Raw genomic sequence first — 15,394 nt, forward strand, 5'->3', positions numbered from 1 at the left:
TGAGGGAAAAGACGGTATGAGTGAAGAGAGGTTCGAGGGCACGAAGCTGGCGTTGTTTCTGGGCAAGCGGCTGGCGGTGATCCAACGGGATCATGCGGTGGATATTCCCTGGCCCGGGTTCCTGGACCTGCCGGGTGGCGGGCGCGAGGGGAGCGAGAGCGCCGAAGCCTGCGTGCTGCGTGAAACACGCGAGGAACTGGGGCTCGTGCTGGACCCCGGCGTGCTGGGCTGGCGGCGATTTTATGCGGGGCCGACGCGGATGTGGTTCTTCGTGGCGCATTGCCCGGCGGCGCTGGCCGACGATGTGATTTTTGGCGACGAGGGGCGGGGCTGGTGCCTGATGCCGCCCGAGGAGTACGTGGCGCACGACAAGGCCGTGCCGCATTTCGCCGAGCGGGTGGCGGCGTACATGCAGAGGTAGGGGAGGGGGCGGCTTGGGTCGCGCGATGGTGGGGTTCACCCACCCTGCGTCAGGCGATGTCGTTCAGGATGGCTTGCGTGGCGTCGCGCGGGTCGTCGGCGGCCCAGATGGGGCGGCCGACGACGATGTGATCGGCGCCGTCTGACAGGGCCTGTGCCGGGGTGGCGACACGTTTCTGGTCGCCCAGTGCGGCGCCCGAGGGGCGCACGCCGGGGGTGACGATCAGCTTGCCCGCGGCCTCGGGCAAGGCGCGGATCATCGCGGCCTCCTGCGGCGAGGCGATGACGCCGTCGGCCCCGGCCTCGAGCGCGCGTGCGGCGCGGGTGGCGACGATGTCTGGGATCTCGCCGGGGGCGATAAGCGACGCGTCGAGATCGGCGCGGTCGAGCGAGGTCAGCACGGTGACGGCGAGGATCTTCATCGGCTTGCCCGCCGCGCCCTCGCGGGCGGCGCGGACCACGTGGGGGTCGCCATGCACGGTGAGGAAGTCGAGGTCGAACTGCGCCAGCCCGCGCACGGCGTTTTCCACCGTGGCGCCGATATCGAAGAGCTTCATGTCGAGGAAGATACGCTTGCCGTGATCCTGCTTGAGCTCATTGGCGAGGGCGAGGCCGCCGCCGGTCAGCATCCCGAGCCCGATCTTGTAGAACGACACCGAGTCGCCCAGCCGCTCGGCCAAATTCAGGCCGTCGAGCGCGTTGGGCAGATCAACAGCGACGATCAGGCGGTCATCTGCGGGCAAAGGGCTGTCTGTCATCGGCGCGGCCTTTCGGATCGGGTCGCGCCCTTGTTGCGGGCCGTGGGATCGGCGTCAAGCCTGTTCGGCGGAGATGGGCCATGCCGTGTCGGCGACAACAACCGTCTGCGGTGCGTTGCGGAATTCGGGCATGTGCCGCACCTGGCGGAGGGCATCCTGCACCAGCGCGCGGGTCACAAATTGAACTTTCGGTCAGACTGGTGAGCCTGCTTGCCAGCATGGCTGAAGCGCGCATCGTGAACGATGCCGTGTCGCTGTGCAGCAAGACCGTGGCGACATGCGCACCCGAATGCGGTGAAACCGACACGTTCTCCAAGGAAATTCGCTCGATTTTCATGACACACCCTATACTTTGCACCTGCAGAAAGTGTGTCTCAATTGCCCGCCATTTGCGAGGGGAAAATGGTTAACGTGCGTCCCCTCGCGGCTTTTTGCCTATTTATCAGGCGGCAGCGGCGCCTTGCGCGGGCTCGGGCAGCGTGGAGCGCAGGTCATGCGCCTTTTGGGTATGACGCAGGCTGGCTTTCTGCGTGAGGCCGCGGGCAACGAGCGCGTATTCCGCGTTGAGCGGGGCCTTGAGGTGAACCGGGTAGCGAAAAATGTGACCGGACTCGTGGATACGAACGGCCGCCTCGAACGCTTCAAGCTCGGGATTGTAGCGGATTGCGTCGAATTCAAGTTTCTCGATCTGCATGGGTCTGCTCCTGTTTTACGAGTCAACCAGACGACTTAGCCTGTGGATAAGTGTGTGGATAACGTTGGGTCGGCCGAAAAAGTTGCAAGGTTCACAAAAAAATTGAGCGGGTTTCCGCACATGTGGTGGCTTGGCTTTAAGATTAATCAACATCTGGTTGCGGTTTTCGCGGTGCGAACAATTTGCAGGTCCTCTTGAAGCTCACGGTCGTGTTACCCATTTAAAGGTCTGAGGTTCCCGAAGCCGCATGCCTAATGCTGGGTGCGCCACCGGGATAACGCTTGAAAAAAGGAGAGACGGGATGGACTTGTCGAAGTTCACCGAGCGGTCGCGTGGTTTCATTCAAGCCGCGCAAACGATCGCGATCCGGGAAAGCCACCAGAAACTGGCGCCCGAACATATACTGAAAGCACTGATGGACGACCCCGAGGGGATGGCCAGCAACCTGATCAAGCGGGCGGGCGGTGAGCCGGCGCGCGTGGTGCAGGTTTTGGACCTTTCCCTGGGCAAGATCCCGAAGGTCAGCGGCGATGCGGGCCAGACCTATATGGATGGTCAGACCGTGAAGCTGCTGGACGAGGCCGGGAAGCTGGCCAAGAAGGCCGGCGACAGTTTCGTGCCGGTGGAGCGCCTGCTGACCGCGCTGGCGATGGTGAAAAGCCCCGCCAAGGATGCGCTGGAGCAGGGCGGGTTGAGTGCGCAGGCCCTGAACGAGGCGATCAACGACATTCGCAAGGGGCGGACGGCGGATTCGGCCAGCGCCGAGGACAGCTATGAAGCGCTGGAGAAATACGCCACGGACCTGACGCAGCGGGCCGAGGACGGCAAGATCGACCCGATCATTGGCCGCGACGACGAGATCCGCCGCGCCATGCAGGTCCTGAGCCGCCGGACCAAGAATAACCCGGTCCTGATCGGTGAGCCGGGCGTCGGTAAGACTGCGATTGCCGAAGGGCTGGCCCTGCGGATCGTCAATGGCGACGTGCCCGAAAGCCTGCAGAACAAGAAGCTTCTGGCGCTGGACATGGGTGCGCTGATCGCCGGGGCGAAATATCGCGGCGAGTTCGAGGAGCGGCTGAAGGCCGTGCTGAACGAGGTCACGGATGCGGCTGGCGAGATCATCCTGTTCATCGACGAGATGCACACGCTGGTCGGCGCGGGCAAGGCGGATGGCGCGATGGACGCGGCCAACCTGATCAAGCCGGCGCTGGCGCGGGGTGAATTGCACTGTGTCGGGGCCACGACGCTGGACGAGTACCGCAAGCACGTGGAAAAGGACGCGGCGCTTGCACGCCGGTTCCAGCCGCTGATGGTGGCCGAGCCCACGGTCGAGGACACGATCAGCATTCTGCGCGGCATCAAGGAGAAGTACGAGCTGCACCATGGCGTGCGGATCTCGGACTCTGCCCTCGTGTCGGCGGCGACGCTGAGCCATCGGTATATCACCGACCGCTTCCTGCCGGACAAGGCGATCGACCTTGTGGACGAGGCCGCAAGCCGGTTGCGCATGGAAGTGGACAGCAAGCCCGAGGAACTGGACGCGCTGGACCGCGAGATCCTGCAAAAGCAGATCGAGGCGGAGGCCCTGAAGAAAGAGGACGACGCCGCCAGCAAGGACCGGCTGGAGAAGCTGGAAAAAGAGCTGGCCGACATGCAGGAGAAATCCAGCCAGATGACCGCGAAATGGCAGGCCGAGCGCGACAAGCTGGCCGGCGCCCGCGACATCAAGGAACAGCTGGACCGCGCGCGGATCGAGCTGGACCATGCCAAGCGCGAGGGCAACCTGGCGAAGGCCGGGGAACTGAGCTATGGCGTCATCCCTCAGCTGGAAAAGCAGCTGGCCGAGGCCGAGAAGGCCGAGGAGGATGGCGATGTCATGGTCGAGGAAGCCGTGCGGCCCGAGCAGATCGCCCAGGTGGTCGAACGCTGGACGGGCATTCCGACCGCGAAGATGCTGGAAGGCGAGCGCGAGAAGCTGCTCGGGATGGAGGGCAACCTGCACCGCCGGGTGATCGGCCAGGATGCCGCCGTGAAGGCGGTGGCCAATGCCGTGCGCCGGGCGCGCGCCGGGCTTAACGACGAGAACCGTCCGTTGGGCAGCTTCCTGTTCCTGGGGCCGACCGGCGTGGGCAAGACCGAGCTCACGAAGGCCGTGGCGGAGTTCCTGTTCGACGACGACAGCGCGATGGTGCGGATCGACATGAGCGAGTTCATGGAGAAGCACTCGGTCGCCCGTCTGATCGGGGCGCCTCCGGGCTATGTCGGCTATGACGAGGGGGGCGTGCTGACCGAAGCGGTGCGCCGCCGCCCGTACCAGGTGGTGCTGTTCGACGAGGTCGAGAAAGCGCATCCGGAGGTCTTCAACGTGCTGTTGCAGGTTCTGGACGACGGTGTGCTGACTGACGGGCAGGGCCGCACGGTGGATTTCAAGCAGACGCTCATCATCCTGACGTCGAACCTTGGGTCCCAGGCGCTGAGCCAGTTGCCGGAAGGGTCCGATGCGGCGGACGCCAAGCGCGACGTGATGGATGCGGTCCGGTCGCATTTCCGGCCCGAGTTCCTGAACCGGCTGGACGAGATCGTGGTCTTCGACCGTCTGAACCGCGACCAGATGGACGGGATCGTGGATATCCAGATGGCACGGTTGCTGAAGCGGCTGGCCGGGCGGAAAATCACGCTGGAGCTGGACGATGACGCGCGCAAGTGGCTGGCCGACGAGGGGTATGACCCTGTCTATGGTGCACGGCCGCTGAAGCGGGTGATCCAGAAGGCGTTGCAGGATCCGCTGGCCGAGGGGCTCTTGGCCGGGGATATCCTGGACGGCTCGACCGTTCCGGTGAGTGCCGGGGCCGATGGGCTGATCATCGGCGAGCGCGTCGGGTCGACCAACCGCGAGCGGCCGGACGATGCCGTGGTGCATTGAGCCTTGATGGCTGACAGATATGGCCCCCGCCGAAGAAATTCGGCGGGGGTTTTCGTATGTCGGGGGCGTGGGGTGTCGGCTATCGAAGGTGGGTTGGAAACCCACCCTACGAGGTCCCGGATCAGGCCCGGGACGGGCTGGAAGCGTGTCCTTGGTCGGTCTGGCCCCCAAACACAGGTTTAATTGGGGGCCAGCCCCCAAACCCCCGAAATATTTATGGCCAGAGGAGGGCGGGGCGGTGTGTTGCGCAAATGGCTGTCGCGTCGACAATTTGACACGAGTGTTGCGCGGATTCGCGAGGCGGGCGTATAGTGGCGCCAAAAGCGGAACGGCGCGGATTTACCGCGCGGCAACCACACCGGATATAAGATCGGGCCATGGCCGAGCAGGACAGTTCAGCAGACGACACGCCAGCGGTGCCCCGCTGGTTCGACGAGCTTCGCCCCGGGGGCGAAGGCGAAGGATTCATGGAGCGGCATCTGCGGCATTCGCTGATGTACGTGCGCCGGCCGGTGAACCGTTTGCTGGTGACCTTCGACAACCTTTCCAACGTTAACGACACCTCGGTGGAGCGCGAGCCCTGGGCGTTCAAGTTTGCGCAGGACGTGAACATATCGCACCTGGGCGTGATGGCGCATGTGGCGGATTGGTACCGCGACGGTGACCTGATCGCCCGGTTCGAGAAGCTGCGCGACGAAGGGTTTTTCGAGGGCTACGACCGGGTGATCTTTGCCGGCGTGTCGATGGGGGGCTTTGCCGCCATCGCCTTTGGCTCTCTGGTGCCGGGGGCGCATGTGGTTTCCGTCAATCCGCAAAGCACGCTGGATATCGGGCTGGTCCCGTGGGAGACGCGCTACGAGGGCGGGCGGCGGCAGGACTGGACGCTGCCTTTGTCGGATGCGGCGGCGCTGACCGCGGGCCTGGGGCGGGTGAATATATTCTATGACCCCTATCACGCGCTGGACAAGCAGCATGTGGGGCGGTTCTCGGGGGAGAACATCGAGATATTTCATTGCCGGCATTCCGATCACAAGACGGCCGTTTTCATGCGCAAGATCGGTGCGCTGAAGCCTGTGATGCAGGCGGCGATCTTTGGAGATCTGGATCAGGCCGAGTTCTACAGGCTTTATCGCGCGCGGCGTGACCTGCGCTGGTACAAGAACGCCGTCACCACCTATTTCAACGACAAGGGCCGTGAAGAGACGGCAAATGCCTTCGGCCTGGCGTTCCGCAAGCGGTTGCGGCGCAAGCAGCGTGAGGAGGAACGCGCGGCACAGCAGGACGCCGATACGGCCGAGGCGTTCGCACTGGAGGACGATGACGGGTTCGACGAGGCGGACATGGACGGTCCGGAGGACGTGACCGAGGATGCGCCGGCGCCGAAGAAGCAGGCCGCCGCGCCGTCGGCGGTTAAGCCTGTGCAAGGCGACAAACAACCGGCCAAGGCCAAGAAACCCGATCCCGACCGCCCCTCGCGCCCGATGGGCGAGCGGGGCAACGAACGCTGCCTGATCGTGACCACGATGAAGAACGAAGGGCCGTTCATGCTGGAATGGGTGGCCTTCAACAAGGCCATCGGGTTTACCGATTTCCTGATTTACACCAACGATTGCGACGACGGCACGGACCGCATCGCCATGCGGCTGGAGGAGATGGGTGTCGCGGTGCATGTGGACAACCGTTTCAAGAAAGGCGCGAGCCCGCAGCGGGTGGCGCTACGCCGGGCATTTTCGCACGACCTTTACCGCCAGGCGGACTGGGCGATTTGCGCCGATTGCGACGAGTTCCTGAATATCCGCGCGGGCGACGGACGCCTGCCCGACCTGTTCGAGGCGGTGGGCGAGGCAGATGCGATTTCGCTGTGCTGGAAGCTGTTCGGGTGCGGCGACCAGGTGGCCTATGAGGACCGTTTCATTCACAAACATTTCACGTGGGGCGCACCGGAGGATTTCCGCGAGAAATACCGCGGGCTGGGGCTGAAGACATTGTTTCGGCCGTCCGACGCGATCAAGAAGTTCGGCGTGCACCGGCCCAAGTTCGAGGGCCGGCCCGAGGGGTTCATCTGGACCGACGCTGGCGGGCAGCCGATGCCGGAGAAATATTTCGACACGGGCTGGTCGGCCTGGGGCGGGTTCCGCCACGACCATGCACGGCTGCATCACTATGCCGTGCGCTCGGTCGACAGTTTCCTGGTCAAGCGCGACCGGGGCCGCACCAACCATATCGACCGTGACCAGGGCGTGGCCTATTGGGCGGACATGAACCTGAACATGGCCCGGGATGCGAGCCTTGTGCCGATGGCCGAGGCCACCCGGGTGGAGTTCGAAAGGCTGATGGAGGACAAGGAGATCCGTCGTTTGCATGCCGAGGCGTGTGCGTGGCACCGGGCCAAGATCTCCGCGCTGAAGGCGAACGAGGAATGGTCGGCGCTGCATGACCTGTTGCAGATGATCAACCGCCCTGGCGAGGCGCCGGTAAATCGCGACCAGCTGTTGCAGGACCTAGCCGCCGAATGAGCAAGCGCCCGCAGATCGTGTTGCACGGCGGGTTCCACAAGACCGCCACCAGCCACATCCAGTCGATGCTGGCGCGGAATTCAAAGATGCTCGAGCGCGAGGGCGTGCATTACGTGCACCACCGCGACACCCGCAAGCAGCTGACCGTGCCGGTGCAGTGCAACGTCTATAACAAGATCGGCATGGACTGGGACCCGAAGATTTCCGACGAGGAGCTGGCCGGGATGAGCCGGGCCTTCCTGAAGGAGATTTCCAAGGGCAACCCGAAACGGATCATCCTGTCGGACGAGAACATGGCCGGCCATTGCGGCCATTGCGTGAAGCGGGGCGTGCTCTATCGCTGGCGGCGCAAGCTGCTGGAGGTGTTCGCCGAGCAGTTTCCCGAGGGCGTGAGCGAGGTGCATCTGGGCCTGCGCAATTACGCAGACTTTTTCGCGTCTGCTTACGTGGAATACCTGCGGTCGGTCACCGGGCAGTGGTTCGTGGACGAGCGCACGATGCGCCGGCAGGTGATGGAGAACATGCCGAACTGGCACAACATCCTGAAATCCGTGGTGACTCTGTTTCCGGGCGCCAAGGTGACGGTCTGGCGCTACGAGGATTTTCGCAGGATGGACCGGCAGGTTCTGGGGGGGCTGTGCGGGCCGGGGATCGACACCGGCGCGATGAAGGAACCGAAAGACCGCAACAAGCGGCCCACGGCCAGCGGGCGCGCGGTGGCGGAACTGTTGCAGTTGATTCACAAGGACGGGGCGGACAAGGCGCTGGAGCAGCGGGTCGCGTTGCAGGAGAAATTTCCGCGCGGGCCGGAATACGGCACCTATGACCCCTGGACGCCGAACGAGCGCGCGCACCTGACCCGGATGTACGATCAGGACATCGCCGACATCCGCGCCAATCCCGACATCACGCTGCTGGAGCTGGACCATGTGGCGAGCCATTAGAATACAAGGCGCGCAAGACGCCGAAGGACGAGGTCGCGGATGAAACGGGATGTCGAGATCGGGATGCTCTGGGTCGAGGGGCCTTTGAGCTATGTCGAGGTGCTGTGCGCGCAGTCCTTCCTGGATGCGGGTCACCATGTGAAGCTGTACCATTACAAGGACGTTCAGAACGTGCCCGAGGGCGTGGAACTGATCCACGGTGACAGCGTGCTGAAGATCGACCGGTTCATCCAGCATGGACGCACGGGCAGCTTCGCGCTTTTCTCCGACGTGTTCCGGTATCACCTGCTGCAACAGAACGACCGGATGATCTGGGCCGACCTGGATGCCTATTGTGCGAAGCCGTTCGAAACCGAGACGGGCCATTTCTTTGGCTGGGAATCGGACACGCATATCAATGGCGGCGTGCTGGGCCTGCCGCCGGACAGTGAGGCGCTGGGCCAATTGCTGGAGATGAGCGAAGACGAGTATGGCATCCCGGAATGGTATTCGGACCGCGAGAAGGCGAAGTTCCAAGAAAAGAAGGACGCGGGCGATCCGGTGCATGTCAGCGACATGAAATGGGGCGTCTGGGGGCCTCAGGCGGTGACCCACTACCTGCACAAGACGGGTGAGGCGAAATACGCCCTGCCGATCGAGGGGCTGTACCCGGTGGGCTTTCGCGACCGCCGTCTTCTGGGGCGGACGCGGGCCCGTGAAAAGGTCGGGGCGATGCTGACCGAGAACACCTATTCGGTGCATTTCTATGGTCGGCGCATCCGCGAGTTCCTGTCGGATATCGGCGGGATGCCGGAGCCGGACAGCTGGATGGATGACCGGCTTAAAAAGCACAGGATCGATTGTGATGCCGCACCCGTGCTGTCACGCGAGGAAAAGGCGGCGATGAAAGAGGCCGAGGCGATGGGCAACGTGACCACCGCGCCGCGCCTGCCCACCGGCAAGGGTGGCGAAAACCTGACCGATCTTGCCGATCGCTATGGATCGGACAAGGGGTCTAAGAAGCATCGGTATACCGAGCTTTACCACATGCTTTTCCATCCCTACCGGCAACGCAAGATCACCTTCCTGGAGATGGGCCTGCTGATCGGCGGGCCAGAGAATGGCCACGCCGCGGACCGCGAGACGACGGACTGCCCGTCGATCCGCATGTGGCTGGACTATTTTCCCAAGGCCGAGATCCACGGGCTGGACGTGTCGGATTTCTCGTGGGTCGAGCACGAGCGGTTCACCTTTCACCGTTGCGACATGGACGAGCGCGACAATATTGCGGCGGCGATCGAGGGGATCGAGACAGCGCCCACCATCGTGATCGACGACGCGAGCCATGCCAGCCATCACCAGCAGAACGCGTTCCTGGAGATCTTCCCGCGGCTGGACTCGGGCGGGCTTTATATCATCGAGGATCTGCGCTGGCAGCCTGACACCTACGAGCAGGAGGGCATCACCAAGACCGCCGCCCTGTTCCGGGACTGGGTGGAGACGCGCACGTTCACCCATAGCGACCCGAAAGTGGCCGCGGAGTTCAACAAGCTGGCCGAGGATATCTCGGGCGTACATCTGGCGCCGGCACGGATGGTGCCCGGCAAGCGGTTGCAGGTCGCTGTGATCCACAAGAAGTAGACCAACCCCGGAGGTCCATAACCATAATAATGCCCCCGGACCCAACGAGCAGAGCAAGCCGCGCAACGATGTGGCGGAGAGCGAGGCAGAATGAAACGCACGATTTGCGCCGCGCAAGCGGTGTGTGAGGCCAACGGTTGGGACTTTGACGAGACCTTTCCGTTTCAGTTCAGGTTGTCGAAGTCGCGTACAGGCCCGTCTGAGAATTGGATGCATTTCCGCCTGGGCGATTGGAATCTGCATCATTGTCCAAGGCTTCCGCGACACGAGCTTGTCTTTGGCAGTGGTCGGACCGTGGGCGTAGTTCTTGGCGTCGCAGTCGACCAGGAGGGCGCTTGCCTGAATGGGCGCGTTGTTCTGGAAGGCAAGGGAACAATCGACGCGCTTGAAACCTATATCGAAGGGTTGGCCGGTCGGTTCATCGCCGTGGTGGCGGCATTCGGTACGAAACGGGTCTATTTCGACCCATCCGGAGGGCTGAGCGCAGTCTACTCGAACAAGGACAAGGCTGTTGCGTCCAGCGTTCATCTGGCGGTGAACCGGGACATCGAACCGCTGACGACTGTTTCAGCCAAGGACGTGCAGGCCCGAAAGGCGCAGTTTGCCCTGGGGGAGACGTGCGACATCCACTGCAGGCGCATCTATGCCAATCACTATCTGGATCTTGCCGATTTCGAGCTGAAACGGCACTGGCTTGGCACGGAGGATGATTTTGAAACCGTAGGTGAGGACCGGAACGGCCTGGCCGAAAGGATAACCGGGCGACTTGGGCAGGTGATGGCTGCACTGGCGGGCGGGTACTCGACGACGCTGCCCATATCGGGTGGAACGGATTCGCGGCTGTTGCTTGCCGCGGCAACGCCTGTTCTCGATCGCATCGAACGGTTCTTCATGCATGACATAAGGTGGATCACTCAGTTCGATCGGCAGGTCGCGGTCGCACTGGCGCAAGAAGTCGGCGTAAAGCTTGAAGTCGTTGACCGTGACGATCCCGAATTTGAACGGTGCCTTACCGACGATCAGGTGGCGACCTTGCGAGATGTCATGGCTCTGAGGACAAGTCTTGCGTTCAACGGTATCAACAAGGCCACGGTGCGTGCCGTGGAAATGGCCCCGGCGACAGAGCTTGTTCTGCGCGGAAACGGCGCCGAGATGACGCGGGCGAACAAGTGGACGAGAGAGACAGCCGTGACCGGGTGTTCCATCGACGACGGTCTTGCAGCATTGCTCAATATGCGGGCCAAAGACTTGTCGGATCGTCTTGCACCGGATCGGCTTGAAAGCTTGCGGGAGCGTTATGGCGCGTGGTGCGACGGTTTGCCGGAACCCGCCCGGGCAAGATTGCCGGACATGGCGCATTCCGAAGTCTTCATGCCGTCTGCGCCGAACAACGTCTATTATGCGTTTGCACCAAGTTTTTACGTCAACCCGTTCAACGACCGCCGGATGTTCTTCGACACTGCCGCCTTTCATCCCCGTGCGCGTCGTCGCCGCAGATTGGTCGGCAAGATGATAGAGTTGTCCAAGCCGTGTCTGAACCAGATACCGTACAAGGACGATGCGTTGCAGCAGTTTCGACAGTCGGCCTGAGGCAGGGTGAGAAAATTGGCGCCGCTGTGCGGGCGGAACAAAGCTACGCCAAGGAGGAAGCGAGCCGGGTCGTAACCGGCTCGCCCCAGAAACATTACTCGGGCATGATCACGCCGTCGATCACGTGGATGACGCCGTTCGACGCCTCGATATCGGCGGTCACGACATTCGCGTCGTTGACGGTCACGCCGCCTTCGGTGCCGATGGTCACCTCGGAGCCCTGCACGGTTTCGGCGGTCATGCCGTCGCTCAGGTCGCCGGACATGACCTTGCCGGGCACGACATGGTAGGTGAGGATGCTGGTCAGCTGATCCTTGTTTTCCGGCATCAACAGCGTGTCTACCGTGCCTTCGGGCAAGGCCGCGAAGGCTTCGTCGGTGGGGGCAAAGACGGTGAAGGGGCCATCGCCTTTCAACGTTTCGACCAGACCGGCCGCCTCGGCCGCGGCGAGCAGGGTGGAAAAGTCGCCGGCTTCGGTGGCGGTGTCGACGATGTCCTTGCCGCTTTCGGCAAAGGCGGTTGTGGCACCCCCGAGGATGGTGGCGGCGGTCAGGGCAAGATAAGTTCTGCGAAGCATTGTTCGTCTCCCTTGTAAGGTGTCTTTGGTACGAGTGTTAAACGACGCTCGTGTTGCGCATCGTGTCCCTGCTACGCGGGTCGAGGCTGTTCGGTTCAGCGGGGATTTCCGCCGGTGCCATTTGACGAAAAAGATCCGCCGCCTAAGCCGGCGCGTTTTGCGAATTCCACTGAAAACTTCGTGAAACGGCGTGAGGACCGGGGGCGCGCCAGGGCGGCTTTAACGCTTGAGGCAGGCAAGGTCTGTGGCATAAGGGTGCCACGCAGTTTCCGAAGGGGCGGTGATGGACCTGGTTTTCGAGATCCTCGGCTTTCTGGCGCTGGCCCTGGTGTTGGCGATCGGGGTCGTCATCGCGCTGGCGCTGCTCTTTTTCGTCATCGACAAGACCCAGACCGGCGACGCGATCCGCCGCAATTACCCGGTGATCGGGCGGTTTCGCGGGCTGTTCACCACGCTGGGCGAGTTTTTCCGCCAATACTTCTTTGCCATGGACCGCGAGGAGATGCCGTTCAACCGCGCACAGCGCGACTGGGTCGGGCACGCCTCGAAAGGCAAGGGCAACACCATCGCCTTCGGCTCGACCCGGAACCTGAACGTGGCGGGCACGCCGATCTTCGTGCCGGCGGCGTTTCCGCCACTGGATGACCAGTTCGCGGCGACCGAACCGTTGCAGATCGGGCCCTATTGCCGGACGCCTTACATGGCACGGTCGATCTTCAACGTCTCTGGCATGAGTTACGGCGCGATTTCGCGCCCCGCGGTCGAGGCGCTGAGCCGGGGTGCCGCCGAGGCGGGGATCTGGCTGAACACCGGGGAGGGGGGATTGAGCCCCTATCACCTGACCGGCGGGTGCGATGTGGTCTACCAGATCGGGACGGCGAAATACGGGGTGCGCACCGCCGATGGCGGCCTGGACGATGACAAGCTGCGAAAGATGGCCGCGTACGAGCAGGTTCGCATGTTCGAGCTGAAGCTGGCGCAGGGGGCGAAACCGGGCAAGGGGGGTATCCTGCCCGGCGAAAAGGTCGGGCCGGAGATTGCAGAGATCCGGGGAATCGCGGTGGGTCAGGACAGCATCTCGCCCAACCGGCACCGGGAGGTGAACAATTACGGCGAGCTTCTGGATTTCATCGGCCATATCCGCGAGGTCACGGGCAAGCCCGTGGGGTTCAAGACCGTGGTGGGGTCGAGCGAGGCGTGGGACGAGATGTTCGAACTGATCGTCGAGCGCGGCGCGGAAAGCGCGCCGGATTTCATCACCATCGACGGCGGCGAGGGCGGCACGGGGGCCGCGCCGATGCCGCTGATGGACCTGGTGGGGATGCCCATCCGCGAGGCGCTGACCCGGATGGTGGACCTGCGCGACCGGCACGGGTTGAAGAGCCGCATCCGGATCATCGCGGCAGGCAAGCTGGTCAATCCCGGCGACGTGGCCTGGGCGATTTGCGCGGGGGCCGATTTCGTGACCTCGGCACGGGGGTTCATGTTCTCGCTCGGCTGCATCCAGGCGCTGAAGTGCAACCGCAACACCTGTCCCACCGGGATCACCACCCATGACAAGCACCTGCAAAAGGGGCTGGTGGTCGAGGACAAGTACCTCAAGGTCGCCAATTACGCGCGGCAGGTCATCAAGGAAGTCGAGACCATCGCGCATTCCGTGGGCGTGGCCGAACCGCGGCTGATGCGGCGGCGACATGTGCGGATCGTGCAGGCGGACGGCACCTCGATCCCGCTGACCAAGATCCGGCCCAGCGTGGACGCGGCGCAGTATCCCTAGAGTGGGAGGTCCCGGATCAGGTCCGGGACGGGCGCGCCATAGCCCCGCGCGGAATCAAGGGCCGCCAGGCCCGCCGCGCGATCGCCCGCTGACCGAAAGGCGATTGCACGCAATCGCCGAAAGGGGGCCGCCCGAACGGGCTGGCGATTGGTCGACGTAGGAGCCTCGATTGCGGGTTTTGCGGAAATTGCAGGAATTAAGTGCGCAGAACCGCGGTCGGGTCGCCATCCCGCGGTCTGGCGATCGCGCGGCTTGGTGCCTCGCGCGCGCACGCGCGCGAAGTAGATGTCGCCGCCATTGTTACCGCGCTCCAACGTCTTCGTGAGACGGCTTGTTTTGCCGGGCCAATGCGCTTTCCTTATGTCACGACTGACAGACATGCCCGCGAGAAGAGGAGAGCCCGCATGGCCCATCGTTGGAAGAACACGCTGCGCGACAAGGATGTGACCGACGAGGCCGCGTTCCTCAATCGGCGGCAGTTGATGGCCGGGGCCGCGGCGGGCATGGGGCTGGCCGGTGTCGGCGCGGCCCAGGCACGGGCGCAGGAGTTAGAGCCGACCTCCTTCGAGGACGTCACCACCTACAACAACTACTACGAGTTCGGCACCGGTAAAGGCGACCCGGTGGACCATGCCCATATGCTGACGACCCAGCCCTGGACCGTGAAGATCGACGGGCTGGTGGACCGGCCCGGCGATTATGCCTTCGAGGATATCATGGCCAGGATGACGGTGGAGGAGCGGATCTATCGCTTCCGCTGTGTCGAGGCCTGGTCGATGGTGGTGCCGTGGAACGGGTTCGAGCTGGCCGATCTGCTGGACATGGCGGGCGTGCAGTCGAATGCCAAGTATGTCGCCTTCGAGACGGCGCTGCGCCCGGACGAGATGCCGGGGGTGAAATACCCCGTGCTGGACTGGCCCTATGTCGAGGGGCTGCGGCTGGACGAGGCGACGCATCCGCTGACCCTGATGGCGACGGGGATTTACGGGAAAGAGATCCCGAACCAGAACGGCGCGCCGCTGCGGCTGGTGGTGCCGTGGAAGTATGGCTTCAAGTCGATCAAGTCGATCGTGCGGGTCACCCTGACCGAGACCGAGCCGCCGACCAGCTGGAACAAGGCGAACGCGCGGGAATACGGGTTCTACAGCAATGTGAACCCCGAGGTAGACCACCCGCGCTGGAGCCAGGCGAGCGAGCGGGTCATCGGCTCGGGTCTGTTTGCCCGCCGGCAGGACACGTTGATGTTCAATGGTTACGCCGACGAGGTGGCCAGCCTGTATGAAGGGATGGACCTGACCAAGTTCTTCTGATGGCGATGGTCGAGCATATCAATCAAGGGCTGCGCCGGGTGCCGGCGTGGCCGATCTACGTGGCGAGCCTTGGCTATGCGGCGTGGATGCTGTGGCTGGGGATTCAGAACCGGCTGGGCGCGGACCCCGTGAAAGTGCTGGAGCACGAAATGGGGGAGATGGCGCTGTACCTGCTGGTGGCGGGGCAAGTGGTGACGCCGCTGCGCAAGCTGGCGGGGGTGAACCTTTTGAAGTTTCGCCGCGCGCTGGGACTGGCGTGCTTCTT

Annotated in this window: 13 protein-coding genes (1 of these 13 running past the window's edge); 9 read left to right on the top strand and 4 right to left on the bottom strand. The window is 63.4% G+C overall.

Annotation, left to right across the window (positions count from 1 at the left end):
* Positions 1–16 precede the first annotated feature (16 nt).
* The gene (locus tag PVV74_RS15015) at positions 17–421 is read left to right on the top strand and encodes an NUDIX hydrolase (protein WP_274593767.1); all 405 of its coding nucleotides are present in this window, start codon (positions 17–19) and stop codon (positions 419–421) included.
* A 49-nt stretch (positions 422–470) separates the two neighbouring features.
* Here PVV74_RS15015 and pyrF read toward each other — a convergent pair whose 3' ends face one another.
* The 3 genes from pyrF to PVV74_RS15030 form a co-directional block, all read right to left on the bottom strand.
* Complete coding sequence (pyrF, locus tag PVV74_RS15020; RefSeq protein ID WP_274593768.1) at positions 471–1,178, bottom strand: orotidine-5'-phosphate decarboxylase; 708 nt, start codon at positions 1,176–1,178, stop codon at positions 471–473.
* Between the two features lie 54 nt (positions 1,179–1,232).
* A complete protein-coding gene (locus PVV74_RS15025; RefSeq protein WP_274593769.1) occupies positions 1,233–1,355 on the bottom strand; it encodes a hypothetical protein in 123 nt (40 codons plus the stop codon).
* A 265-nt stretch (positions 1,356–1,620) separates the two neighbouring features.
* The gene (locus PVV74_RS15030; RefSeq protein ID WP_103763847.1) at positions 1,621–1,872 is read right to left on the bottom strand and encodes a hypothetical protein; all 252 of its coding nucleotides are present in this window, start codon (positions 1,870–1,872) and stop codon (positions 1,621–1,623) included.
* A gap of 301 nt (positions 1,873–2,173) precedes the next feature.
* On the opposite strand from PVV74_RS15030, the gene clpB reads away from it, so the two are divergent.
* The 5 genes from clpB to PVV74_RS15055 all read left to right on the top strand — a co-directional run bounded on the left by clpB (position 2,174) and on the right by PVV74_RS15055 (position 11,465).
* Complete coding sequence (gene clpB, locus PVV74_RS15035; protein ID WP_274593770.1) at positions 2,174–4,795, top strand: ATP-dependent chaperone ClpB; 2,622 nt, start codon at positions 2,174–2,176, stop codon at positions 4,793–4,795.
* Between the two features lie 377 nt (positions 4,796–5,172).
* The gene (locus PVV74_RS15040) at positions 5,173–7,311 is read left to right on the top strand and encodes a glycosyltransferase family 2 protein (protein ID WP_274593771.1); all 2,139 of its coding nucleotides are present in this window, start codon (positions 5,173–5,175) and stop codon (positions 7,309–7,311) included.
* Complete coding sequence (locus PVV74_RS15045; RefSeq protein WP_103763844.1) at positions 7,308–8,255, top strand: hypothetical protein; 948 nt, start codon at positions 7,308–7,310, stop codon at positions 8,253–8,255. Before PVV74_RS15040 ends, PVV74_RS15045 begins: the two co-directional genes overlap by 4 nt.
* A 39-nt stretch (positions 8,256–8,294) precedes the next feature.
* Positions 8,295–9,875, top strand: a complete 1,581-nt coding sequence (locus PVV74_RS15050; RefSeq protein ID WP_274593772.1) for a hypothetical protein — start codon at positions 8,295–8,297, stop codon at positions 9,873–9,875.
* A gap of 210 nt (positions 9,876–10,085) precedes the next feature.
* Positions 10,086–11,465 carry a hypothetical protein gene (locus PVV74_RS15055; RefSeq protein WP_274593773.1) on the top strand — a complete coding sequence of 460 codons (1,380 nt, stop codon included), beginning with the start codon at positions 10,086–10,088 and terminating at the stop codon, positions 11,463–11,465.
* Between the two features lie 94 nt (positions 11,466–11,559).
* Here the strand turns inward: PVV74_RS15055 and PVV74_RS15060 are convergent, their stop codons facing one another.
* Entirely contained in the window at positions 11,560–12,042 is a 483-nt protein-coding gene (locus PVV74_RS15060) for a fasciclin domain-containing protein (RefSeq protein ID WP_103763842.1), read from the bottom strand.
* Positions 12,043–12,325: 283 nt separating this feature from the next.
* Here PVV74_RS15060 and PVV74_RS15065 point away from each other — a divergent pair, with 283 nt between their 5' ends.
* The 3 genes from PVV74_RS15065 to msrQ form a co-directional block, all read left to right on the top strand.
* The gene (locus PVV74_RS15065; RefSeq protein WP_274593774.1) at positions 12,326–13,819 is read left to right on the top strand and encodes an FMN-binding glutamate synthase family protein; all 1,494 of its coding nucleotides are present in this window, start codon (positions 12,326–12,328) and stop codon (positions 13,817–13,819) included.
* Positions 13,820–14,223: 404 nt separating this feature from the next.
* The gene (gene msrP / locus PVV74_RS15070) at positions 14,224–15,129 is read left to right on the top strand and encodes a protein-methionine-sulfoxide reductase catalytic subunit MsrP (protein WP_274593775.1); all 906 of its coding nucleotides are present in this window, start codon (positions 14,224–14,226) and stop codon (positions 15,127–15,129) included.
* Positions 15,129–15,394, top strand: partial view of a protein-methionine-sulfoxide reductase heme-binding subunit MsrQ gene (msrQ, locus tag PVV74_RS15075; RefSeq protein WP_274593776.1) — the 5' portion only. The gene runs 361 nt beyond the window's last position; the window shows 266 of its 627 coding nt (coding positions 1–266); its start codon is at positions 15,129–15,131; the stop codon falls past the right edge of the window. The genes msrP and msrQ overlap by 1 nt, the downstream gene beginning before the upstream one ends.

The sequence above is a fragment of the Roseovarius sp. SK2 genome (assembly GCF_028807495.1).
GTDB classification, from domain to species: domain Bacteria; phylum Pseudomonadota; class Alphaproteobacteria; order Rhodobacterales; family Rhodobacteraceae; genus Roseovarius; species Roseovarius confluentis.